This window comes from Virgisporangium ochraceum, from assembly GCF_016863655.1.
GTDB classification, from domain to species: domain Bacteria; phylum Actinomycetota; class Actinomycetes; order Mycobacteriales; family Micromonosporaceae; genus Virgisporangium; species Virgisporangium ochraceum.
This window is the reverse complement of the sequence record NZ_BOPH01000105.1, coordinates 52,844-74,082: the sequence shown is the minus strand read 5'-3', so window position 1 is coordinate 74,082 and position 21,239 is coordinate 52,844. Positions and strand designations below refer to the sequence as shown.

19 protein-coding genes are annotated in these 21,239 nt (G+C 70.1%); 6 read left to right on the top strand and 13 right to left on the bottom strand.

Features of this window, described 5'->3' with window-relative positions; genetic code table 11:
* Positions 1-90 precede the first annotated feature (90 nt).
* On the bottom strand, positions 91-1,020 hold the full coding sequence (locus Voc01_RS38440) for an SDR family NAD(P)-dependent oxidoreductase (protein ID WP_239160802.1): 930 nt from the start codon (positions 1,018-1,020) through the stop codon (positions 91-93).
* Between the two features lie 78 nt (positions 1,021-1,098).
* Here Voc01_RS38440 and Voc01_RS38435 point away from each other — a divergent pair, with 78 nt between their 5' ends.
* Complete coding sequence (locus Voc01_RS38435; protein WP_203932610.1) at positions 1,099-1,692, top strand: TetR/AcrR family transcriptional regulator; 594 nt, start codon at positions 1,099-1,101, stop codon at positions 1,690-1,692.
* 10 nt (positions 1,693-1,702) lie between these two features.
* Here Voc01_RS38435 and Voc01_RS38430 read toward each other — a convergent pair whose 3' ends face one another.
* Positions 1,703-2,080, bottom strand: a complete 378-nt coding sequence (locus Voc01_RS38430; RefSeq protein ID WP_203932609.1) for a hypothetical protein — start codon at positions 2,078-2,080, stop codon at positions 1,703-1,705.
* A 429-nt stretch (positions 2,081-2,509) separates the two neighbouring features.
* Here Voc01_RS38430 and Voc01_RS54830 point away from each other — a divergent pair, with 429 nt between their 5' ends.
* The gene (locus tag Voc01_RS54830) at positions 2,510-2,701 is read left to right on the top strand and encodes a tetratricopeptide repeat protein (protein ID WP_203932746.1); all 192 of its coding nucleotides are present in this window, start codon (positions 2,510-2,512) and stop codon (positions 2,699-2,701) included.
* Here the strand turns inward: Voc01_RS54830 and Voc01_RS38420 are convergent.
* The 5 genes from Voc01_RS38420 to Voc01_RS38400 all read right to left on the bottom strand — a co-directional run bounded on the left by Voc01_RS38420 (position 2,668) and on the right by Voc01_RS38400 (position 7,167).
* Complete coding sequence (locus tag Voc01_RS38420) at positions 2,668-3,465, bottom strand: hypothetical protein (protein ID WP_203932608.1); 798 nt, start codon at positions 3,463-3,465, stop codon at positions 2,668-2,670. The genes Voc01_RS54830 and Voc01_RS38420 overlap by 34 nt on opposite strands.
* 368 nt (positions 3,466-3,833) lie before the next feature.
* Complete coding sequence (locus Voc01_RS38415) at positions 3,834-4,301, bottom strand: hypothetical protein (protein WP_203932607.1); 468 nt, start codon at positions 4,299-4,301, stop codon at positions 3,834-3,836.
* Positions 4,302-4,468: 167 nt separating this feature from the next.
* Positions 4,469-5,632 carry an IS110 family RNA-guided transposase gene (locus Voc01_RS38410; protein WP_239160801.1) on the bottom strand — a complete coding sequence of 388 codons (1,164 nt, stop codon included), beginning with the start codon at positions 5,630-5,632 and terminating at the stop codon, positions 4,469-4,471.
* Between the two features lie 495 nt (positions 5,633-6,127).
* Positions 6,128-6,700, bottom strand: coding sequence for an alpha/beta hydrolase family protein (locus Voc01_RS38405; protein ID WP_203932606.1), 573 nt, complete (start codon positions 6,698-6,700; stop codon positions 6,128-6,130).
* On the bottom strand, positions 6,697-7,167 hold the full coding sequence (locus Voc01_RS38400; protein ID WP_203932605.1) for an A24 family peptidase: 471 nt from the start codon (positions 7,165-7,167) through the stop codon (positions 6,697-6,699). Before Voc01_RS38400 ends, Voc01_RS38405 begins: the two co-directional genes overlap by 4 nt.
* A 420-nt stretch (positions 7,168-7,587) precedes the next feature.
* Here Voc01_RS38400 and Voc01_RS38395 point away from each other — a divergent pair, with 420 nt between their 5' ends.
* The 3 genes from Voc01_RS38395 to Voc01_RS38385 all read left to right on the top strand — a co-directional run bounded on the left by Voc01_RS38395 (position 7,588) and on the right by Voc01_RS38385 (position 10,773).
* Positions 7,588-8,982: an MFS transporter gene (locus Voc01_RS38395; protein ID WP_203932604.1), complete on the top strand. Its 1,395-nt coding sequence runs from the start codon at positions 7,588-7,590 to the stop codon at positions 8,980-8,982.
* A complete protein-coding gene (locus tag Voc01_RS38390) occupies positions 8,979-9,926 on the top strand; it encodes a sigma-70 family RNA polymerase sigma factor (protein WP_203932603.1) in 948 nt (315 codons plus the stop codon). Before Voc01_RS38395 ends, Voc01_RS38390 begins: the two co-directional genes overlap by 4 nt.
* Positions 9,927-10,236: 310 nt before the next feature.
* The gene (locus tag Voc01_RS38385) at positions 10,237-10,773 is read left to right on the top strand and encodes an RICIN domain-containing protein (protein WP_203932602.1); all 537 of its coding nucleotides are present in this window, start codon (positions 10,237-10,239) and stop codon (positions 10,771-10,773) included.
* Positions 10,774-10,906: 133 nt separating this feature from the next.
* Here the strand turns inward: Voc01_RS38385 and Voc01_RS38380 are convergent, their stop codons facing one another.
* Positions 10,907-11,542, bottom strand: coding sequence for a GntR family transcriptional regulator (locus tag Voc01_RS38380; protein WP_203932601.1), 636 nt, complete (start codon positions 11,540-11,542; stop codon positions 10,907-10,909).
* A gap of 37 nt (positions 11,543-11,579) precedes the next feature.
* On the opposite strand from Voc01_RS38380, the gene Voc01_RS38375 reads away from it, so the two are divergent.
* On the top strand, positions 11,580-12,164 hold the full coding sequence (locus Voc01_RS38375; RefSeq protein WP_203932600.1) for a DUF1989 domain-containing protein: 585 nt from the start codon (positions 11,580-11,582) through the stop codon (positions 12,162-12,164).
* A 147-nt stretch (positions 12,165-12,311) separates the two neighbouring features.
* Here the strand turns inward: Voc01_RS38375 and Voc01_RS38370 are convergent, their stop codons facing one another.
* From Voc01_RS38370 to Voc01_RS38350, 5 genes are all read right to left on the bottom strand, one after another.
* Positions 12,312-13,250 (bottom strand): RICIN domain-containing protein, encoded by a 939-nt coding sequence (locus Voc01_RS38370; RefSeq protein WP_203932599.1) that lies wholly within the window; start codon positions 13,248-13,250, stop codon positions 12,312-12,314.
* Positions 13,251-13,613: 363 nt separating this feature from the next.
* Complete coding sequence (locus Voc01_RS38365; protein ID WP_203932598.1) at positions 13,614-14,948, bottom strand: hypothetical protein; 1,335 nt, start codon at positions 14,946-14,948, stop codon at positions 13,614-13,616.
* Between the two features lie 111 nt (positions 14,949-15,059).
* Positions 15,060-17,774 carry a hypothetical protein gene (locus Voc01_RS38360; protein ID WP_203932597.1) on the bottom strand — a complete coding sequence of 905 codons (2,715 nt, stop codon included), beginning with the start codon at positions 17,772-17,774 and terminating at the stop codon, positions 15,060-15,062.
* Positions 17,775-17,781: 7 nt separating this feature from the next.
* Positions 17,782-19,698, bottom strand: a complete 1,917-nt coding sequence (locus tag Voc01_RS38355) for an ATP-binding protein (RefSeq protein ID WP_203932596.1) — start codon at positions 19,696-19,698, stop codon at positions 17,782-17,784.
* Positions 19,685-21,106: a lipase/acyltransferase domain-containing protein gene (locus Voc01_RS38350; RefSeq protein ID WP_203932595.1), complete on the bottom strand. Its 1,422-nt coding sequence runs from the start codon at positions 21,104-21,106 to the stop codon at positions 19,685-19,687. Before Voc01_RS38350 ends, Voc01_RS38355 begins: the two co-directional genes overlap by 14 nt.
* Positions 21,107-21,239: the final 133 nt, after the last annotated feature.

Here is a 21,239-nt window from a genome sequence, read left to right as displayed (position 1 = left end):
CATCGCGCGTGATCTCACCGTCCATCCACCGCCACCATTAACTACGTGGCATTGGGGCCTGACCCCGGACAGTTCCAGCGACTGTCGAGCTCAGGCGGGCTGGTCCGCGGGGAGGCCGACCAGCGATGCGCAGTCACGCCACAATGCCTCCTCGCGAACCGGGTCGTAGGACTCGGGGGAGGAGCGGCCGGCACGCGAGCGGTCGAGGTAGGCGCCCGAGTCGCCCGGCCGTGGCCCGGTCGCGGCGGCGGCGAGCTGGTCGCCGGCGTCGCGGGCGCGTTGTGCGAACGGCAGCAGCGTCAACACCGGGGCGAGCGCCCGGAACAGGCCGCGTGTCACCGGGCCGGCGTCGCGCGCGAGGTCCGTACCGGGCACCAGGCCCGGGTTGAAGGCGTAGGCGTCGACGCCCGCCGGCAGGCGGCGGGCGAGCGCGTGGACGAGGTAGATGACGCCGAGCTTGCTCGTTGAGTACGCACGGCGCCCTTCGGTCGCCGACGCCGCGGTGGGACCGGTGCCGGGCCTGGCGAGCGTCGCCACGTCGGCCCATCGTGCCTTGGGTACGAGGGGCGCCCCGGCTCCCGCATGGGTGTCGCTGCTGGTGACGACGATCCGGCCCGGAGCCGTGAACCGGTCGGCGAGGAGCCGCACCAGGAGGTAGTTGGCCAGGACGTTGACGGCGAACGTCGTCTCGAAGCCGTCGGAGGTCGCCTCGGTGGTCGAGGTGCGCTGGATGCCGGCGTTGGCGACGAGGCCGTACAGCGGCGGGGTCGTGCCGGCGTCGAGCGCCGCGGTCACCTCGGCGACGACCGCCCGCACGTCGGCGAGCGACGCCAGGTCGGCGCCGATCGCGCGCACGTGCCGGTTGCCCGAGGCCGCGGCCAGTTCACCCGGCAGCGTCGCGGTGTCGCGGCCGCGTGCGACGACGATCAGGTGGAGGTCCGGATCGGCGCGCAGCATGTGCTCGGCGGCATGCCGGCCGATCCCGCGGCTCGCGCCGGTCATGAGCATCGTTCGGTCCACGTTGTCCTCCCCAGGACTGAATTCCATTTGGTACTCAGTACCGTACGGTACCTCGTCCCGCTCCGCTAGGCTGTGGGCATGACCGACCCCGGCCTTCGCGCCCGTAAGCAGCAACGGGCCAGGGAGCAGATCGTCGAGGCGGCGTACGCGCTGTTCGCGGAGCGCGGGTTCGACGCTGTGACCGTCACCGATATCGCCGCACGCGCGGAGGTCGGACGCACGACGTTCTTCCGCTACTTCGGCGACAAACGAGAGGTCGTATTCGCCGACGAGCAGCGGCACGCCGAGCGGATGGCGGTCGTCGGGGCGGCCGGCGGCCCACCCGTCGACAGTCTGCCCGCGGCACTGCGCGTCGTCGCCGAGGTCGTGCTGGCGGTCAGCGACGACGTCGTCGGCGACCCGGCCCGCTACGGGGTCTACACGCGGCTCCTCGCCGCCCACCCCGAACTCGCGGACCGGATGCGCCGCAAGCTCGACCACCTGACCGACGAACTCGCGAACCTGCTGACCGGGCGCGGAGCCGACAGGGAGATCGCCGCGCTCGCCGCCGGCCTGGGCATCGGCTGCTTCCTGACCGCGTACCGGCTGGCGGGCGACGACGCGACCGCCCTGCTACCGGCTCTGCGTCGCGCGTTCGACCGGCTGCACGCCCTCGCCTCGGACTGTCCTTAGCGGGCGCGGTTCACCAGAGCTGCCGCTGTTCCGGTGTGGCGTCGACGGGGTCGGGCAACTGCGAGAGCCGCAGTGTGTCGTCGCGGTGGTTGGAGGTGATCCAGCGGCCGTGGCCGTCGGTGGCGGCTATGGAGTTGTGCGTCATGGGCACCCCGTAGTAGAGGCCGGTTGCGCGGGCGAGGGTCCGGGTCGACAGCAGCACGTGTTCCTCATGCCCGTCCCCGGCGACGACGGCGTGGAGGACGAACTCGTCGCTGACCAGTGCGGCCGTCTCCATGACCGGTCGGTCGTCGGGGTGGTGGCCTGTCAGGTCGGCCGTGTGCCGGGTGACGATCGCTTCCCCGGTGTGCAGGTCACGGATGGAGATCCGGTTGTCATCGTGGAGCATGGCCAGGTAGCGGTCGCCGCTGGAGGTGAAGCCGGTGAAGGAAGCCGCCGGGGAGGTTGCGTCCGGTGATCCGCCGGTCCTCCAGCCACGCCAGGCGGCTCAATGATGTGTCCTGCGCCATTGCCACATACAGCCCGAGCCGGCGCCGATCGGATGGGGCCATAAGTGGCCGGCTCCGACGGACGAGTCGAGCATGACGCGATCGATCTCGCCCCCGGTTACAGCGTCGTGACCAGGTGGTCTCCGGTGGGCAGGCACACCCTCAGCACACCGCGCGGGTATCGAGATGGCAGTTGGGTTCGCAGCGACGACCGGCCCGTTCGATGGCGAGTTCACGCCGCCAGATCCGCCGGCCCCGCCGGTCACACACGACAAGCTCGTCCAGGCTGACCACGGCCAGATGCCGGGCGGAGACGCGACGGGACGGCGATGAGCGCCCTGGGCGCACTGCTGGCGATGCGGGGCGATCTCGACGCGGCGGAAACGTGGGTTGCGGCGGGCAGTGGAGTCCGGTGTCGATGGCGCCTTTTCAATCTTGGCCGCGCTCTGGAAATGCGCGGTGATCATGCTGCGGCAGCTGCCACCTACTACTCGGGTGAGTTCTTGAGGGCGGCCTCGTAGGTCTGCTCCCACAGGTCGTACGGGTCCACGCTCACCACGCCCAGCGGATCACCGCGACGGACGACCGGCACGCCGTGGCTGCGGAGCGGCTCCGCGTACTCCTCGAACATCACGTCGTCGTACTCGTCGTCGCGCCGGCAGAAGTGCCAGATCATCGCCTCGACGAGGGTGCAGCCGGTCGCGAGGATGCGCCATTCCCATGGATCGTCGCCGATCTCGATGATGGGGGTGAACTCCCGCGCCGGCTCGTCCGGATGCAGCCAGTACCCGATGCTGCTGACCTGTGCTCCGCTCGCGACCATCGCGGAGTGCCGAAGCAGCTCCCGGTCGGCGACCCCGGCCGCCCCGTCGTTGACTGATCCGGGATCGCCGTTGTCCGTGACCGTCCGTTCGAGGATCTGCCACAGATGCGGCGGTGGACCCCAGTCCAGCAGGGCCATTGCCCGCAGGTCCGCGGGCATCGCCATCCCACCGAGCCGCGCCGCGACCACCGACATCGCGATCTGCAGGTACCGGTCGGCCAGGGCGTGGTCATCGGCCTCCCGGGCACGCGCGATCGCCTGCCCGATCAGCCTGCCCTGATCGTCGAACAGGCGCGGCTGGACCGCAGCGGTGGCCATGATCACCGCGTCGTGGTCGCCCGGTGACGGCGGCGGCTGCCCAGCTCGGGCCAGCGCAGCCGGAAGTCCGGCCAGCCGGTACATCCAACTCTTGTCGCGATCTGCCATCGGTACGGTCGCCAGTTCCTCCAACGCACTCGTCATGCGCGCCAGCATTCCACCCGCGAGCAAGGGCCGCCGGGTTTCACATCGACGTCATTGACATCAACCTTGCGCAGGAATCACACGGCCACGACCGCCGGGAGCCTGGTCGACGGTGGCGTTGTCTACGGCACGTTCGCCGACGAAGCGCCACCAACGAGGGTCGCTTTGGGGGCGCTCCGATACCAAACATGCCGTGATCGTTGAATTCGTGATCTGCTAACTGCGAACTGATCCACAGTAAACGGACCATCTACACGATTACGAAGTAGTCGGTGGCACTCGTCGTCGCGGGCGCGTCGACCGGGTGTGGTTCGTCGGGCATCGCCCTGAGTTCGATCGGCAGTCACGGACGCCCGTCGATCCCACCGTCACGGCGCCGGTCGCTCGTGACCGAGTGGCACCTGAGGTGCGAACTGCGGCACCACCACCTCCAGCTGGGACCGCAGTATCCCCTGAACGGTGTGGGTCACTGTGGAGCCGTTTCGGAGTTGGAGTGCGATGTGGTCGTAGGTGGGTGAGTAGGTGCCTCCGCCCGTCTCGTAGAAGTCGACGCGGATCACGTCTGCCCACGCGATGGGCTGCTGATCATCCTGGAACCGGATGCCCAGTGGGGTGACCTCCGCCAGCAGGGCGCCGGCCGTCCGGGCGCGCATCCGCCAGTTGAACACACCGAAGATCGCCAGTGCGCCGGCACAAGCAGCCGCCACCCAGAGCGATCCGTCGATGAGTGACCCCAGCAGCAGCGCCCAGCAGGGCGCACCGTAGAAGAGGACACCGCCCAACGCCCACAGCTTGTCGAAGCGGCTCCAGGACTGCCGCTCGATGAACCTGTCCATCTTCACAGCTCCTCCGGCGTCAAGTCTCCGAGAGTGGCGCCAGGGTAGCCGGACGATGCACAGCCGCCGGCAGACGGGGCGCAATCAGTGCGGCGGGAAGAGCCGGATCGGTGCCCGAGCCATGGTCGACTCCAAGATCACGTTCACGGATCTGGCACCCCTCTTTGTCAAGCGGCGGCTGAGCCGGGTGTTCTAGGGTGGTGGTCGGCGGGTCCGGGCTGTGACTGTTCCGAAGTGCTGACCTCGGGGTTTGAGTCAGCCGCGCTGGATTGCAGAGTCGCCCCCGGTTGTCCTCCCGGGCCCGTCTGCAGTCGTTGGATATCGCGGAGCATGTGCCGGTAGACCACGTCGGATAGCCGGCGTTTGAGTGCTCGAATGGCCTCCATCGCGGTCTTGCCTTCGGCCAGGCGGCGTCGGTAGTACGCGCGGCCAGGCGTGTCGTGGCGGAGCTGGACGATGGCCATGATGTGCAGCACCCGGTTGATGCGCCGGTTCCCCGCCCGGGACAGGCGGTGGCGCTGCTGGTCGCCGGAGGAGGCATCCAAGGGCGCGGTGCCGTTCCAGGACGCGAAGTGGCCCCGGCTTGGGAACCGGCGGACGTCACCGATGTCGCCGATCAGCCGGGCAGCGCCGGACGGTCCGATGCCGTTCAACTCCTGCAGGCTGCTGCCGCTCGCCGTGACCAGGTCGGTCAGTTCCTTCTTCGCGGTCTTGATCTTCTTGTCGATGCCGACGAGTTCGGCGATCAGTTCCGAGGCCAGCCGCCGGCGGGTGCGTCCGACGAGATCACGCGGGCGGACGGTGGCGAGCAGGGCGCGGGCCTGGTCGGCGCGCAGGAACGTCTTGGCCCCGCCGGGCACCAGTTCCAGCAGGAGTTTGTGGATGCGGTTGAGCAGGTCGGTGCGGGCCCGGCCGAGCTCGTCGCGGCGGTCGACGAGCAGCCGCAACGCCACCGTCTCGTCATCGGCGGCGACCTGTCGCAAACCCTTGGTACGTAACGCAGCGACGGCCACGCTGTGGGCGTCGACCGGGTCCGTCTTGCGACCCTGGCCGGTGGCGAACACCCGCACCCGCGCGGACAACTTAGGTGGCACGTCCACCACCATTTCACCGTCGGCTACCAGCCGCTGCGCGATGTGCCGCCCGATGCCGTAACAGCCCTCGACCGCCCACATCCGCTCCGGATGGCGCCGGCCGGCGGCGAGCATCGCCCGGTAGCCATCCCCGTCAGTGCTGAACCGGCCACCCGCCAGGATGCTCTCCTGATCGTCGATGATCTCGATCGTCGCTGACCGCTTGTGCGGATCCATGCCGATGACGACGTGCCCCACGCTTGTCTCCTCGCTGTGACCGAACCGGGTTCAGCGGGAGGGCAACGCTACATTGAGCTGGGCAGTCCCCTCTGGAGCCACTCCACGCCGCGGTGACCGGCGGGGCGCATGCCAGATGAGAGCCACGCTCCAAACCACGGACGGGCAGCCGCTGAATCGAGCATCCCGCCGATCACCTCGACCAAGCCTGGCCGGGCTGCGGTCGTAGATCCATTCAATATGTAGCCGCTGATCGATCGCTACCAGCGGTGACGAAGCTCGGAACGGTCGGCGCTCGGTCAATAGCCGAGATGACTGCGTCTGATCTTGTTGATACTCGCAGCCGGAAGATCAGGTCTGGTCGCCTGGATCAAGGAGGCGGTTGCAGCGTCTGGCCGACGCGGCCGAGAGATGAACGAGATCGAGTCCACGCTGGGAAGCCGTTCTACCTGAAGGATGATGGGTCTGAACGGCATGACTGCAACGGACGGATCGGGCCGAGGTGGTTGCCGCCGGTCAGGCGGTGGCGGTGATCGAGGTCAGCTGTGGGATCGCCACTGAGCTCGGGCCGTAGAGGATGCCGAAGCCGGCTACGTCGCCGCGGGAGACGACGATCTGGCGGGTGGTGGTCGACCGGGTCGCGTCGTACAGGACCTGGGCGATGCGGTACTGCTCGCCGGTCACGTACATGACGGGTACCTGAAGGGTGGGGACGACCGACCGTAGGTCGACGGTCGCCAGCATGCTGGCCGTCGACAGGCCGACGACGGCGGCGGCTGGTGGCGTGAGCCTTGCCGCCACGACGACCGCCGCGGAGGCTCCGTCCGCAGCGCCCAGCAACGCGACGGCCTGGACACCGCTGTCGCGCAGGAACTGGACGGCGGCGGTGACGTCGGCGTCTGCGCTCACGCCGCCGCTGTGCGGCGTCGCCGACGCTCCGGTCCCGGCGAAGTCGAACGCCAGTACCCGGTATCCCAGCCGGGCGAGTTGCGTCGCGTAGACCACCCAGTCACACAGGATCTCGCCGACGGGCGGTGCCAGGACGACACCGGTGGCGCCGGTGCCGAACTCGACGCCGGACAGACTCACGTCGCCGGAGCGGCCGTGCGGGGGCTGTCCGTGGCGACCGCGGCAACACCCGGCAGGCCCAGGCTTCCCAGGCCGGCGGCGATGGTCAGCACATCCGGTAGGCGCAGCACCGCCACGTCAATGAAGGCCAGGGCGATGCCCAACAGTGCGGTCCACGACCATGCCGCCAGCACCCAGACCGACGGCGTCGCAACCGCCAGCAGGCAGAGAACCGCAGCGGCGACGACCTCGAGGAGACCGGGTGCCGGGCCGGTCGGCGAACGGCACTGACGACAGCGTGCGTCGGGCGGAGCCGCCGCGAGCACACCACCACGCGTGACATCCACCGTGACCACACCGCAGACCGGGCAATGTTGGCGCAATGGTTGGCGGTAGGCCACGGAGTGGGCGACGACCAGGCCGCCCAGCCACGGCCCGGACAACAAACCGAGGGCCAGCAACACGACGGTCAGGTCAGGCAACGCCATGCGAGGCCCGAATCGAGCTGCGGCGCGGAGTCGTGACCGGCCTGGCGGTGCACAGGCATGCTCACCATTATCGCGACATGCATCGATGGGTGGGCGTGAGGTGGCAGTGCTGATTCCGCGACGCCGAGGAGAGGTCCCTGCGCCGCGGCACCGCCGGCGCGCCCGTCAGCCCGTCGTCGACGACGGGCCGGTCCTGGCCGATCGCCGTAAGCGTCGTCCCCCAGGACGCCGTCGGGCCGGACCGGATCCGGGAGCACTCAGCGCGATCGAGCGCAACGCTGGGTATCGATCCGGTCGGTAGCGATACCGCGGGCCGCTTGTGAGATGGCCGGATCTCCGCCAGAAAGAGGCCCGGCGTGCGATGAGATCCGCGCGCCGCCGTTGTCAGCACCGGTGAGAGCCGACTCATGGAGGACACCGGTGAGAAGCGAACAACGATGGGTGCTGGCCCTGACCGGACTCGGGGCGTTCATGGTCGCGTTGGACGCGCTCGTGGTGGCGGCGGCCTTGACCACGATCCGGCGGGACCTTCACGCCTCGGTGGAGGCGCTGGAGTGGACGGTGAACGCCTACACGCTCAGCTTCGCGGTCTTCATGATGCCGGCGGCCGTGATCGGTGAACGCTGGGGCCGTCGCCGGACCTACGCGGCCGGCCTGGTGCTGTTCACGGTCGCGTCGATCGGGTGCGCTTCGGCGTCGTCGGTGCCGGTGCTCGTCGCCACGCGGGCCGTTCAGGGCGCGGGTGCGGCGGTGGTGATGCCGCTGGCGATGGCGCTGCTCGGCGTCGCGTTCGGGCCGGAGCGCCGCGGCTGGGCGATCGGCGTGTTCAGCGGCCTGACCGGGCTGGCGGTGCTGGGCGGGCCGGTGATCGGCGGGGTGGTGACGCAGGGCCTGGCCTGGCAGTGGATCTTCTGGATCAACGTGCCCGTCGGCGCGGTCGCGGTTCCGCTCGTGCTGCGCCGGGTCTCCGAGAGCAGGGGCGGGGCCCGGCGGCTCGATCCGGGCGGGATGGCGCTGTTGACCGGTGCCGTGTTCGGCGTCGTGTGGGGAGTCGTGCGGGGCGCGGCGGTCGGCTGGAGCAGCCCGGAGGTGCCGGCCGCGCTGGTGGGCGGTGGTCTGCTGCTGGCGGCATTCGTGGCATGGGAGCGTCGTGCGGCGCAGCCGATGGTGCCGATGGGTCTCTTCCGGTCGCGGTCGTTCACCGCGGCCAACGCCGCCGGGCTGCTACTGACCGCGGCGCTGTACGGGGCGGTGTTCTTCAACGCCCAGTTCATGCAGGTCGTGTTCGGCTCGGGACCGCTGGTGGCCGGGTTACGGCTGTTGCCGTGGACCGCCACCCTGTTCCTCGTCGCGCCACTCGCGGGCCGGGTGGTGGACCGCATCGGTGAACGTCCGTTGGTCGTGGCCGGGTTGACGCTGCAGGCCGTCGGCATGTTCTGGATCGGCCTGGTCGGAAGCACGACGAGCTACGCCGGGTTGGTGGTACCGCTGATGGTGGCCGGGTGCGGGGTGTCGATGGCGATGCCGGCGGCGCAGAGCGCCAGCGTCGGCGCGGCGCCGCCGGAGATGGTCGGTATCGCATCCGGCCTGTACGCCATGACGCGTCAGCTGGGCGGGGTCATCGGCGTGGCCGTGCTCGGCGCGGTCTTCGTCGGCGCCGGCGGCTACGCCTCCTTCCCGACCGCCTTCGCCCGGGCCCTGGTGGCCGGCGGTGTGCTGTCATTGCTGGGTGCCGTCGCCGGGCTCGGAGTCGCGTCCCGCCGGGGTCCGCGGGAGCCGGCACCGGCCGTCCGGACGGCGCAGGAGGTCGGATGAGCCTGGAGGACGAGTTCACGCGGCGACGCGCTGAGCTGCTCACCTACTGCTACCGCATGCTCGGGTCGCTGCACGACGCCGAAGACGCCGTCCAGGACACCTACGTGCGGGCATGGCAGGGGTTCGACGAGTTCGAGGGCCGCTCGTCGATCCGGACGTGGCTCTACCGGATAGCGACCCGGACCTGCCTCAACGCCCTCAAGCACAGCAGCCGCCGCGTCGTGCCCGCGGCCCTGGGCGCCCCCGGCACCGACCCCCATGACGTGGCGCCGCGGGCATTTGACGTCAACTGGCTGGAGCCGCTGCCCGACCGGATGCTGGCCGACGACCCGGCCCTCGTCGTCGAGAGCCGGCATAGCCTGCGTCTGGCGATGGTCGCCGCGTTGCAGCACCTGCCGCCCCGGCAACGTGCGGTCCTGATCCTCCGCGACGTGCTCGCGTGGCCGGCCGCCGAGGTCGCGCAGATGCTGGACACGACCCCGGCCGCGGTCAACAGCTCGCTGCAACGGGCGCGGGCTGAACTGTCCCGGACCGCGCCGACGGAGACGCAGCTCAGCGAGCCCGCCGAACACGACCGCCGCGCCCTGCTCGACCGCTACGTCACGGCGTTCGAGCAGGCCGACCTTGCCACCCTCGAAACCCTGTTGACCAAGGACGTCACCTGGGAGATGCCGCCGATCCCGACCTGGTTCTCCGGCCGCGACGACGTCATACGGCTGCTACGGCTGAAGCTCCTACCCGGAGCCGGGACCCGGATCCTGGTGGCGACGTCGGCGAACACCCAGCCGACCTTCGCCTGGTACGTCAACCGCGACGGCGTCTACCGGGCACACACGATCACGGTGCTGACCCTGACCGCGGCCGGCGTGTCCGCCGTGCACGCCTTCCACCGCGCTGACCTGTTCGACGCCTTCGGCCTGCCGGAGACGACTCAGGTGGCGTAGAGCAGGTAGTGCACCGCGCACACTCCGGGTCCGGAAGGATTCGGGGTGACTGACGGCGAGCCCACCGATTGCCGGCCATTGACCGGTCTCTTTCCTGTCGCTCGTCGTGGCGTCGATGGAGACTCGGCTCGGCTCATTCACGTTCGATGGGCACCGGGCCCCGAAGGCGGGAACGGCCGGCGCTCCATCGACCCACCTGTGGAGGCAACACATGCGGCCGACAAGCACCGTGAGGACACGCAGGCGTGGCAGGCAAGGCGTGGCAGCCGGGTGGCGGGCACTGCTGACAGCGGTTCTAGCCATCACGGTCATGATGGTCGTCCCGGCACCGGCCGGCGCGGCGCCGGCATTCGGGCCGGTGGCCGCCGACCTCCCGGAGGATCCGGCCTCGCCCGGAACCCAACTCGCGAACCGGACCAGTTGGCGGTGCCTGGACGTCGACTCGGGGACCGAATGGAACGTGCGCACCAACGTCCAGCTCTACAACTGCCGTTCGGGTGGGGACCAGTTCCGCAGCTATCAGCAGTTCCGCAAAATCAGCTACGGCTCCTACTTCAAGATCTACAACGTTCGGACCGGCAAGTGCCTGACCTACAACTCCGACCTGGCCCTCGGATACCAGGTCTGGGCCGACTCCAGCTGTCAGCTCAACGGACAGGGCTGGGAGGATTGGGAGGAGTGGGACCCGACGACCGGCAGCTACTACGACATGCTGGTGCCGTCCGAGCACTGGGGTCTGGCCATCGCCGCCGTCAGCGCGAATGGGGGCAACATGACCGGGATCAACCTCCAGGACCGGTTCCACAACCCGTCGGGCAACCATCGGAGGATGTGGGTCATCTACTGAGCGTGCGGGTCGGAAGCCGACGGCCAAAGCCCGAATGCGGTAGTCCCAGGCCTCGCCGCTGACCATGCCTCTACCGGCACGCGGAGCGGCTCGGGCGCATGCTTCCGTTGCAGGGGCAGGCGCCCAGCCGACGCTAGCCGAGCCAGGCCAGCTTGCGCACCACCAGATCGAAGGCGTGCTCGATGTGGTGACGCATCGCGGCGTCGGCGGTGTCGGGATCCTTGTCGGCGACGGCCCGTGCGACCGCCTCGTGCTCGACGATGCTTTCCTCGATCTCGTCGGGCGTGTACAGCGTCGCGATCGGGCGGCTGAAGTAGATCAGCTGGAGCTGCGCCAGCTCCGCCGCCAGGCGCCGGTTGTTGGCCGCCGCGGCGATGAGGCCGTGCACCCGCTCGCTTGCCGGGGTGAAGTTCGTCGATGGTCCGGTACGGCTGGCGTCGTTCGCCGCGGCGATCGCGCGCGCGTCCTCCGGTGAGCACCTGCTCGCCGCGAGCCGGGCGGCCATGCACTCCAGCGCGCAGCGGAACTCGTACATCTCCCGGACGTCGCGCACATCGAGGCGGCGGACCGTCCAGGTACGGGCGGCGCGGGTGACCAGTCCGCGGGCGGCCAACGCGTGCAGAGCCTCCCGGACCGGCGTGCGGGAGACGTTGAGCCGGTGGGCCAGGTCGTCCTCGACGAGCCGGTCGCCGGCGGCGAAAACCCCGGCGGTAATCAGCTCCTGTATCCCCTGCTGCACGGCGGCCGTGCTGCGCCTGACCTCACTCACGTTGCCCAGAATACATTCAGTATGCTAATTGTATGCAATGACGGTGATCGTCCCCGCCGCAGGCGGGATGGCGTGGGAGCTCAGCGCGGGGACCCGGCTGCGGGTGGTCGACGTGGAGGGCGGGCAGACCGGTGACGTGTTCGCTGTCGCCGCTGACGACCTTTCCGACGGGCAGAGCAACGGCCGCTCGTTCGACTACGGCGGAACGGTACGGCTGACGACCGGGTCGGTGCTGTACTCCAGGCGCAGCCGCCCGTTGCTGCGCATCGTCGCCGACGAGGTGGGCGTGCACGACTTCCTGTACGCACCGTGCAGCCAGGAGATGTACGAGATCGGCTACGGCGCGACCGGTCCCCGCCCGAACTGCTTCGACAACCTGACGACGTCGCTGGGCGCGTTCGGCGTGCCGGCGGCCACGGTGACGATCGCCTTCAACGTGTTCATGCGGGCCGATGTCGCCCCCGACGGGCGGCTCACGATCCGGCCCCCGACCGTGACGGCCGGACAGGGCGTGACGTTCCAGGCCGAGCGCGACCTGGTCGTGGCGGTGACCGCGTGCCCGGCGGCCACCTGCAACGACGGGAAGCTGCTACCGCTGGGTGTGGATATCGACCCACAGTGAGACCGGCCGCCGACCTGGTGAGCGTTGCGGCGCAGCTCTGCCGTAACTTCAGCCCTCCCGCGCCCGCATGAGCGCGTCAGGACCTCCGGCTCCGGCCCCGGCGTGAGTCGCCGAGGCCGGAGCCGAGACCGGCGCCGTAAGCGACGGTCAGAACGTCTGCCAGTAGCCCGCGCCGATCCGGTCGACCTGGCTGGCCGACGGGCAGGTGTACTGCACCAGCTGGGCTCCGGCGAGCATGCTCTCCGACAGTACGGTGACGCACTTGGCGCTGTGCCGGACGACCAACTGGTAGTAGCCGCCGCCGATCGGGGCCGCCTGCTTGCGGAACTGGGCGCTGTACGCGCCGTTGCACGGGCCCACGGTGAGCGGCTGGTTGTCGGTGAACGAAGCGTTCAGCACGGCCAGGCAGCCGCCGAAGCTGGCGTTGTACAGCTGGACGAAGCCGGCATCGGTCGGGATCTCGCGCCACTGCAGGTACGCGTTGTCGCCGCACGGGTTCTGGACCTGCGGGTAGCCGTTCAGGCACAGGCCACTGTGCCAGTTGCGCACCCGCTGGTAGGTGGCGCTTGCGAGGTTGCGCCAGTAGCCGGCGCCGATCCAGTCGACCTGGCCGGGGGACGGGCACGTGTACTGCACCAGTTGCGCCCCCTCGACCATGCTCTCCGACCGGACCGTGACGCACTTGCCGCTGTGCATCGCGACCAGCTGGTAGTAGCCGCCCCCGATCGGGGCCGGTTCCTTGCGGAACTGCTGGCTGCTGGCGTAGTTGCACGGCGTCGGCGTCAGCGGCGCGTTGTTGGCGTACGAGCCGCCCTGCACGGTGAGGCACTGCGAGCCGCCGGCCGGGGCGATGCTCAGCATGATGTAGCCGCTGTTGCCGGGCATCTCTCGCACCTGCTGGCCCGAGTTGCCGGTACACGCCGTCTGGAAACCGCTGTAGAACATGCACAAGTTGCTGTGGTAGTTGTTGACCTGCTGGTAGGTGTAGCTTGTAGCGGCGCTCGCGCTGGTCGGCCGGAACAGCCCGACGCAGCTCATCGCGAACACCAAACCGAGTACAGCGACCCGGCCGAACTTCCTGAACATCTCTGTCCAATCCCTGTGAGGTGTGGTTTCACCAAGTGAAGATCCAGACCGTGTGAGGGGACGTGTGAGGAGCTTGTCGTGGAACCGACCCGGTGACGCCGGTGCCGGGCGGGTCAGGTCGCGACCGTCCACAGCCTGATACGGGCGACCTCGTCGGTGCGGGTGCGGCAACCGGACCGTCGGGCGTGCCGACGTCGAGTCACTGCGACGGTGGGCACAACTGCGCCGCGGTGTCCCGGGCGGCGCGGACCACGGCAAGTTCAGCCTGCTGTCGCGGAAGCCGCCGGTGGCCCGTTGGTACGGCACTTCCCGTCTGCCGTCGAGCGATGGTGCTGTTCGCCGGCTTCTGACCCCGGCCGGCGGTCAGCGGCAGTCGCGGGTTTCACACGCGACGACCGTCAGGGTGTTGCGGGCGAGAACTGCGATCAGAGGGTTGCCGGCGGCGTCGACCGCGACACCGGGCCGCGCGTCGCCGAGGACGCGCAGGCCGACAACGACCGACGAGGAACTGCGGCAGCTCTCCTCGGCGCAGGTTCGTAGCAGCAGCTCGCCGTTGGAGTCGTTGGTGACAATCAGCGGCCTGCCGGCGGCGTCCACGGTGAAATCCGTGTCGTCGACCGCCCGGGCGCGACCTTTTGGCAGGGTGACCACGGACGCGGTGGTACAGGCCGGATCGTCACAGGTCATCAACGTCGAGCCGGCCAGCATCGCGATCCGGCCGCTGGGCAGGACGCGCATCGACATGCGATGGCTCATCCCCATCCCATCGACCTTGACCGCACGGGGTGTGGAGACACATGCGCGGTCGGCGCACAGCAGCAGGGTGGTCCGGTCCGGCCGGTCCTCCCGGTAGGCCACGACCGGCCGCCCGTCGCGCACCCCGAGCGCCACGTCGTACGACCTAAGATATGGCACGGTCGCGATCCGGTGACTGGTCCACCCGGCCAGACACGAGACGATAGGGCACCGGGCGAGCCAGAGGTCGTGTTCCTCCGGGGTCGGCGGATCGAGCGACGACTTCTTCGACGTCTTGTGCAGCATCAGCAGGTCGGTACCGTCCACCGCGGCCATGAGGAGGGTGCGCCCCGCCAGTGCCGCTGTCACCGATTCGGCCGCGCGGCAGCCGATCGGATCGCAACGGGCCAGGTCGATCACGGACTGGTCGTATCCGCTGCTGGGCTGAACGTAGACGACGTTTCGGCCGTCGTCGACGTTCCACGGATCCCGGTCGGGCATCGGCGCCGGGCGGGAAGTGATCTTGCATGGTGGGCCGGCGCACCACCACGCCGCCGTTCCGGACCGCTCGATCGGCTCACACCCTTTGGAGCAGCCGCCGCCGAAGTAGGTAGCCACGATCAGCACCCCGGCCACCGACGGCAGCAGCCGCAGGCTGCCGGTCTGCTTCGACCGTACGGCGGGCACCTGTGCAACCCGCGCGGGCACCTTCGGCGCCAACACGGGCGACGACGGGTCCGCAACCGGCGGCGACCGGTCCGGCGGGCCGGCGGAGCCGCAGGCAAACACCGCCGCCAGCGACGCGCAGACAGCCATCGATCTCAGACGCATCGGCCCGACCATATCGCGTACGACCTTGTACCAACGGAACTCACGTACCGGCAGGCCAGCCACGACCTCGTCGACGACAACCCGGTCCAGCGACGAGGAGACCTCCGCACCGGTACCCGACCGGTACGTCACCGCACCCGGTGCTGCTCGAGCCCTCCTTCGGATCCTGCTGAACGCAGCCGGCGACCCGGGACCGAACAGAACCGACCTGAGGATCGTGATCGGCCCGGTTGTGCGGCCGCGTCAGGGGAACCACCGTCCGATGTGGACGATCGCCGAGATGGTTCCGGTGAGCGCCTCGGTGCCGCCGAGCCGTTCGAGTACCGGGGTCAACGAAGCGAGATCGGCGACGATCGAGGCCCGCTCGTCGCCGGAGAGTCCGCGCAGCAGGGCACCGCAGGACTCGTGGAGGGCGTCGAGCGGCACGTCCGGGAAACGGGTGACCAGCTCCGCCATGGCATACGAGCGGCTCGACGACGGGTCCATGCCCGGTACCGCCCGCACTGCTTCGGCGAGGGGTTGGGCACGCTGGCCGGGCTCGAGTTGGTCGGCGATGGCGACGTAGGCCCGGTGACGGAAGACCGGGTGCTCCTCGCCGGCAGCGTCGGCGGTCGCCTGTGCCAGGGCCTTGACGCGTGCGGTCTGCGGAAGGTGCGCCGACACCAGTGCCAGTGCGATCGCGCGTGACCTTCCCGGCGCCATGCGCATCGCTTCGTCGACGGTCGGCCCGGCGTCGGGAAGCAGCGCGGCCAGGTCGGCGAGATGGTGCGGTCGCACTGCCTCGGGCAGGGCCCGCACACAGGTGTGCAGGGCGTCCAGCGCCGGCGTTCGATCGGGTGGGTCGAGATGCCGCGCCGTCGTGGTGAGAGCGTAGGCTCGGGCCGCGTCGTCGTCGATCGATGCGGCCAGGTGCAGGTCCGGAGACAGGCGCACGGCCTCGAGGGTCGCCCAGTCGCGGTCGAACGTCGTGAGGTGGTCGACGGTGCGGATCTCGTCGGCCGCGGCCACGCGGTCGGCGTCCGGCGCATCCCATGCGACAGCGGCCAGGGCGGTGCACCGGTCCTTCGGGTCGGTGATGGTGCGGGCGACGGCCAGCGCCTCCCTCAGGACCACGCCGCGGCGCGGCTGCGGATGACGGCTCGCCGCGTGGGCGAGCAGCGGTGCCCGGTGGTTCGGGTCGGTGATCGCGCGGGCCGCCGTCAGCGCCTGGTCGGGATCGGGACTGTCGAAGACCGCCACGGTGAGGACGCTGTCATCGGCGTCTCCCGCGGCGACCGCCCGGATCTCGTCGTCGAGCAGGCGCACCGCCTCGGCGCGGGGAAGAGCCCCGATGACCGTCCTGACCACATCGGCACGGACCGACGGTGTCGACCGGCCGCGGATCGCGTCGATCGCCTCGCCGGCCGCGGCGGCACGCCGGTCGGTCGGTACCAATGTCGCGACGGTGGCCAGCAGGCGGGCGCGGTCATCGGGTGACGTCGTTGCGCGAACGATCGGAAGGGCCCAGGCCAGCGCCGACGCCGCAACGGACTCCGGCAGCGCGCCGACCACCGTGAGCACCGACCTTGCGAGGGCCGGCAAGTCGTCGAAGGCCCGTGCCTGTGCCAGTGCCTCGACGAGAACCGGACGGCGCAGGTCCTCGGGCAGGTGCTGCGCCACGACGGTCAAAGTCCACGCGCGCGACCGCGACGTGGTGGCGCTGCGGGCGCACGCAGTCGCCTCGACGCTGACGGCGGCCCGGTCCTCCGCTGGCAGCAGCGGCACGATCGAGGCGAGAAGCTGGCCCCGGTAGCCCTGGTTGTCGGGCGAGATCTGACGGGCCGCGGTCAGCGCCTCGGCGAGGACGGTGCCACGCTCCGGCGGCGGCATGTGCGCGGCAAGCTGGCGCAGCGCGTCCGCCCGGTCGTCGTACCCCTGCGGCGCCGCGGCGAACGCCTCCGCCCAGATCGCCCCGCGTTCCCCGGCCGGCACCCGATGCGCGACCGTGGCCAGCGCGTCGATCCGTTCCCGCCAGAACCGGATCTCACGCGCGACGGTCAACGCCTGTGCCGGTGGGAGGTGCTCGACGATCGCCCGCCGGGCCGAGTCCATGGTGGACGTGGCGACGAACCTCCCCTGCCCGAGCTCTGCCAGCGCGGCCTCCGCCATGCCGGGTAGGCCGGTCGCGGCGAACACCAGGGCACGCCAACCCACGTCGCCGATGTCGCGCGCGATCTCCAGTGCCTGCCGCACGTCCGAGAGCTGGCCGGCCACGGCGGCGAGCGCTTCGTCGCGGTCCTGGGGCAAGGTCCGCGCCGTCTGCACGGCGGTGCGCACCAGAGCCGCACCGGCCGGGCCGGGCAGCCGATGGGCCAGCTTCGCCATCGCGGCGACGCGGACGACGACGCGTGGGATGGCACGGACCAGGTCCGCGGCGCGGGCCGGGTCGGCCAACCGGTCGGCCGCGTCGGCGACGTGCCGGGACATGTAGCCGGGATCGAGCCGCTGTGCCTGCACCAACTCGATCAGCTCGGGCAACTGCTCCACCTGTCTGCGCGCCGGTAGGCGGGTCACCAGATCGCACTGGGCGAGCACGCGGTCGTCGTCGGACATCAGCCGGGTATGCCCGAGCGCGAGATCCAGCGGCAGCAGCCCTGCGTCGACCAGCAGCGGCACGAGCCGCGCCGGCAGGCTCGTGGCGAATCCCCGCGCCGAGACGGTGAGCAGAAGGCAGCGCACCTGCCGCACGAGGCGGACCGCAAGTTCGCCGTCGCCGGACTCGGCGTCGTGCCACGCCTGGCGGAGATCGGCCGAGAAGCCGTCGACGTCGGCGATGCGTTCCTTGGCCTCGTACCACGCGTGTGACGGTGAGTCGCCGGACAGCCAGAGCAGACGGTGCAGGTCGTCAGATCGGCCGGCGCGCACGAGGTGCCCGGACAGGTGCCGGATGTCGTACTCGGACAGGTCGTCGAGAAGCACCGGACGGCTAGATCCGGTCGAGGAAGCCGGGGATCTTCGCCAGCGCGGCCAGCGCGATCCGCTCGTGGGAGGGGCGCAGACCCACCCCCTCCACCGCGAGAAAGTCCTGGAAGCTGGTGTGGTACACGCGATACAGCGGTTCGCCGGTGTCGGACCGCGTCTCGTTGAGAAACTGCCGCCAGTCACGGATCACGTCCCGGATCCGGATCGGCGCGACCTGCGTCCACTCGTGGATCTTTGCCAGCTCCACCGGCTCCCGGACCGTCGCCAGGATGCGTAGGACCGGCTCGTAGATCTGTTCGAAGCGTTCCCGGTCCTGGGCACGCATGGTGGCCCAGTGCTGCTCGTAGTAGGCGCGTAGACCCGACGGTAGCCGGTTGATGTCGTCCATGGTGTCGACCGAGATCTTTCCGGCCCGGATGTCCGCCAGCACGTAGACCAGGTACATGAAGTTGCCCTGGCTCTTCGTGGTCAGCACCTCGACGAACTCGTCGCCGTTCAACGCCGGCGCGAGCTGCGGATGGGCCCGCAACTGGGCCACGACGTATGTGCGGACATCCTTCATGTTCTCGGCACCGGTGTCGTCCAGGTACACGTCCTCGCGCCGGTCCACGACCAGCCGGTAGTTGAACTCCTCGCGCGAGCTGACCACGAAGAACACCCCGGGCGGCAGGACCCGGGGGAGAAAGAGCCGGTTGGCCTTGAGGGCCGACCCGTCGTCCTCGGCCTCGTCGAGCGCGTCGACCACGACCACGACCGGCTCGTCGCCGGCGGCCTCCGCGGCCTCCCGGAGCAGCTGACTCAGAAACCCGCTGTCGGTGGTCGCCTCGGGCGGAAGCGCGACGTGGTCGAGCCGGTAGCGGACGATCAGCTGGGAGCAGATGTTGGCGAGGAACGTCCGCGCGCTGTGGATGTTCGCCTGCGCGACGTTGAAATGGTGAACGTAACCACGGGACTTGACCAGCATGCTCATGACCGACGTCTTGCCGATGCCCGGCTCGCCCCGGACCAGGATGTAGCCCGAGGGAAAGTGCGGGTCCGCGAGCAGCCGGTCGATGGCCCGGAAGACGACATCACGGCCGACGAACTCGCGGGTCCGGTCGGCGACGATCTGCTCGCTGTCGAGGATCCTGAGGTTTCCGGCGAGGACGGTGGGCGCCTGCGCGAGCAGCCGGAAGATGTCGGTGGCGTACGCACCGGGCAGCGCCTCGACGCGATAGGGCTCGATCCGCCATTCGTAGTGCGCGGTCGCCACGTCGATCGCGAACCGCAGCTCGCGGTCGGGCCGGCCGAGCTGCTCCCGCCCGGCCCGTACCGCCTGCTCGAACGTGAGCAGGCCGTCGCTGCGACCGCGGCCCTCCGGCAGGTCCACGTACCGGCCGAGCAGGTCGCTGTGGGCAAACCCGGTGCACTCGACGGCCCGGTAGGCGCCGCTGTCGACCAGTTCCGCCAGCCGGGTCACGTCGGTGACCGGGCCGGCGGCGAACAGCTCACGGCCGGGCCGGTCGTACCCGTTCCAATCGCGCAGGCCGTGCGTGGTGCAGAAGAGGGCGAAGGCGTGCCCGTCGACGACGACGAGGACCGGTAGTACCTCGTAGGCCAGGCAGAGCCCGCAGAACAGCGCGGCGAGGTCCAGGCACGTGCCTTCGCGTGGCGCGTCGAGCACCTCGGCAGGCGCCCGGATGGTCTGCAGTACGTCCGACGGGTGGTACTCCTCCAGCGCGTACCGGATGTTCCGCCGGCACAGCGCGTCGTAGACGGCCGCGGCGACGGCGGTGCACCGGTCCGGTGTCGCGGACAGGTCGAAGCGGCTGACCTCGAGCGGCTGCCATCGGCGCGCGCGGGGAGTGACGTAGCGGACCAGCCCGCGTTCGTCGGCGCGGGGCCACGGGGGCCAGCCGGAGGCGTCGCTATCCGAGTTCATCGGCCGCTCCGGCGACGGCGAAGATGTCGTGGACCGCCGGCGGAGCCGCCGGACCCAGCTGATCCGACTCGACGGTCAGGCGGTACAGCCCGGCCGGGAGCCCGACCAGTTCGACTCTCTCACCGGGCGTCATGTCGACGGTGCGTGCCGCCTGACCTGGCGACGCCCCGGCGGGCTCGACGCGGGCCCGGAGGCCGACGGTCGGTGCGGTGTTGATCAGCTCGGCCCGGATGGTGACAGGTTCACCGGGAACGTAGAGGTCGTCGACGTGCAGCGCGATGCCCGGCCGCTCGGCCGCCGTCAGGTTCTCCGCCGGCCCCCGGACAGCGCGGAGGCCGCGCACCTGTGACTGCTCCAGGCGCCCGCGGACGTCCGCCAGAATGGCGGCGTTGCACTGCAACGACCCGTGGCGCTCGGGCACGAACGTGTCGCGGTAGGCCTCGGACAGCTCGATCGGTATGGCCGAGGCCCGCGGCACGGTGCCGTCGCCGTCGCCAAGGATCGGATCGATCCACGAGGGCACGTCACGACCGACCGTCACCCGGCCGTCGGCGAGCACACCGGACTGCAGCGTCGGCTGCCGGGTCCCGACGATCGGAATGATCGTGTACCCGTCGCGGCGGTAGGTCTCGTCGTCCTGATGCTCGGTCACCTTGTTCTCGATTTCACGGTGGAAAGCCAGCGCGTCGGCCGCCAGCGCCGCGTCGATCCCGTCCACCGGGCCGGCCTCGGCCACCCGTACGTACCCGTCGCCGACGCGCAGCGCGCGGTAGATCGGCAGCAGCTGGTGCACCGACGGAAAGGAGCGCATCACGTCGGTGAGGTTCACGAACGCCTTCTTGTAGCCGTTGGCCAGATAGTCGAGCGCGTCGAGGGAGCCGCGGTACGGCGTGCCGAACGTGACCAGGGCGCGGCAGTCCCGCCAGCCCTCCAGCACCTCGAGGTGGTACCGCGCCACCAGGCCACCCATGCTGTGCGCAAGGAAGATGACCTTGGCCGCGGGGTTCCCGGTGTGCCGACGCCAGTCGGCCAGCACCCGCTCCACGGTCTGCGCGAGTCGCCAGGCCGCGATCCGGTTGTCGAGGCGCCAGTCGTAGGGGAACTCGATGAAGTTCCCGCCCGGTACGACGTCGAAGATGTCCCGCACGAGCCGGACCAGCGACGAGTAGCCGTCGATCTTCACGAGGCCGGGCACGAGGTGGGCTGTGGGCATCAGCCGGTCGGCAACCGTCCCGCCAGGGTCGCCGTCACGCAGCCGGAGTCGCTGCAGCGAGTCACCGCCGCTCCCGAGCCACGACCGGAGGGCACCTCCGCTCAGCGCCCAGACGTCACGGCCGTCGTCACGCAGCACACTGCCGGTGATACCCGGCAGCACCACAATGACGTCACGCAGCGCCCTCCTTGCCATAGCGGACATGCTGCCGTTCCGTTGTCGGCGCGACAATACCGCCGGATGCGGATTGCGCGATCGGAACCCGGACAATCGCTGCTGGAGGGACGCCATGACCGCATCGGCGGACGTCGCATGCCGTGGACCTACG

Coding starts and splice junctions, on each gene's coding strand:
- Voc01_RS38390 (WP_203932603.1), top strand. CDS start 8,979: ATGAGCCTGGAGGACGAGTTCACGCGGCGACGCGCTGAGCTGCTCACC.
- Voc01_RS38355 (WP_203932596.1), bottom strand. CDS start 19,698: ATGAACTCGGATAGCGACGCCTCCGGCTGGCCCCCGTGGCCCCGCGCC.
- Voc01_RS38350 (WP_203932595.1), bottom strand. CDS start 21,106: ATGGCAAGGAGGGCGCTGCGTGACGTCATTGTGGTGCTGCCGGGTATC.
- Voc01_RS54830 (WP_203932746.1), top strand. CDS start 2,510: ATGAGCGCCCTGGGCGCACTGCTGGCGATGCGGGGCGATCTCGACGCG.
- Voc01_RS38370 (WP_203932599.1), bottom strand. CDS start 13,250: ATGTTCAGGAAGTTCGGCCGGGTCGCTGTACTCGGTTTGGTGTTCGCG.
- Voc01_RS38430 (WP_203932609.1), bottom strand. CDS start 2,080: ATGCTCCACGATGACAACCGGATCTCCATCCGTGACCTGCACACCGGG.
- Voc01_RS38375 (WP_203932600.1), top strand. CDS start 11,580: ATGACGGTGATCGTCCCCGCCGCAGGCGGGATGGCGTGGGAGCTCAGC.
- Voc01_RS38435 (WP_203932610.1), top strand. CDS start 1,099: ATGACCGACCCCGGCCTTCGCGCCCGTAAGCAGCAACGGGCCAGGGAG.
- Voc01_RS38415 (WP_203932607.1), bottom strand. CDS start 4,301: ATGGACAGGTTCATCGAGCGGCAGTCCTGGAGCCGCTTCGACAAGCTG.
- Voc01_RS38385 (WP_203932602.1), top strand. CDS start 10,237: ATGATGGTCGTCCCGGCACCGGCCGGCGCGGCGCCGGCATTCGGGCCG.
- Voc01_RS38400 (WP_203932605.1), bottom strand. CDS start 7,167: ATGGCGTTGCCTGACCTGACCGTCGTGTTGCTGGCCCTCGGTTTGTTG.
- Voc01_RS38420 (WP_203932608.1), bottom strand. CDS start 3,465: ATGACGAGTGCGTTGGAGGAACTGGCGACCGTACCGATGGCAGATCGC.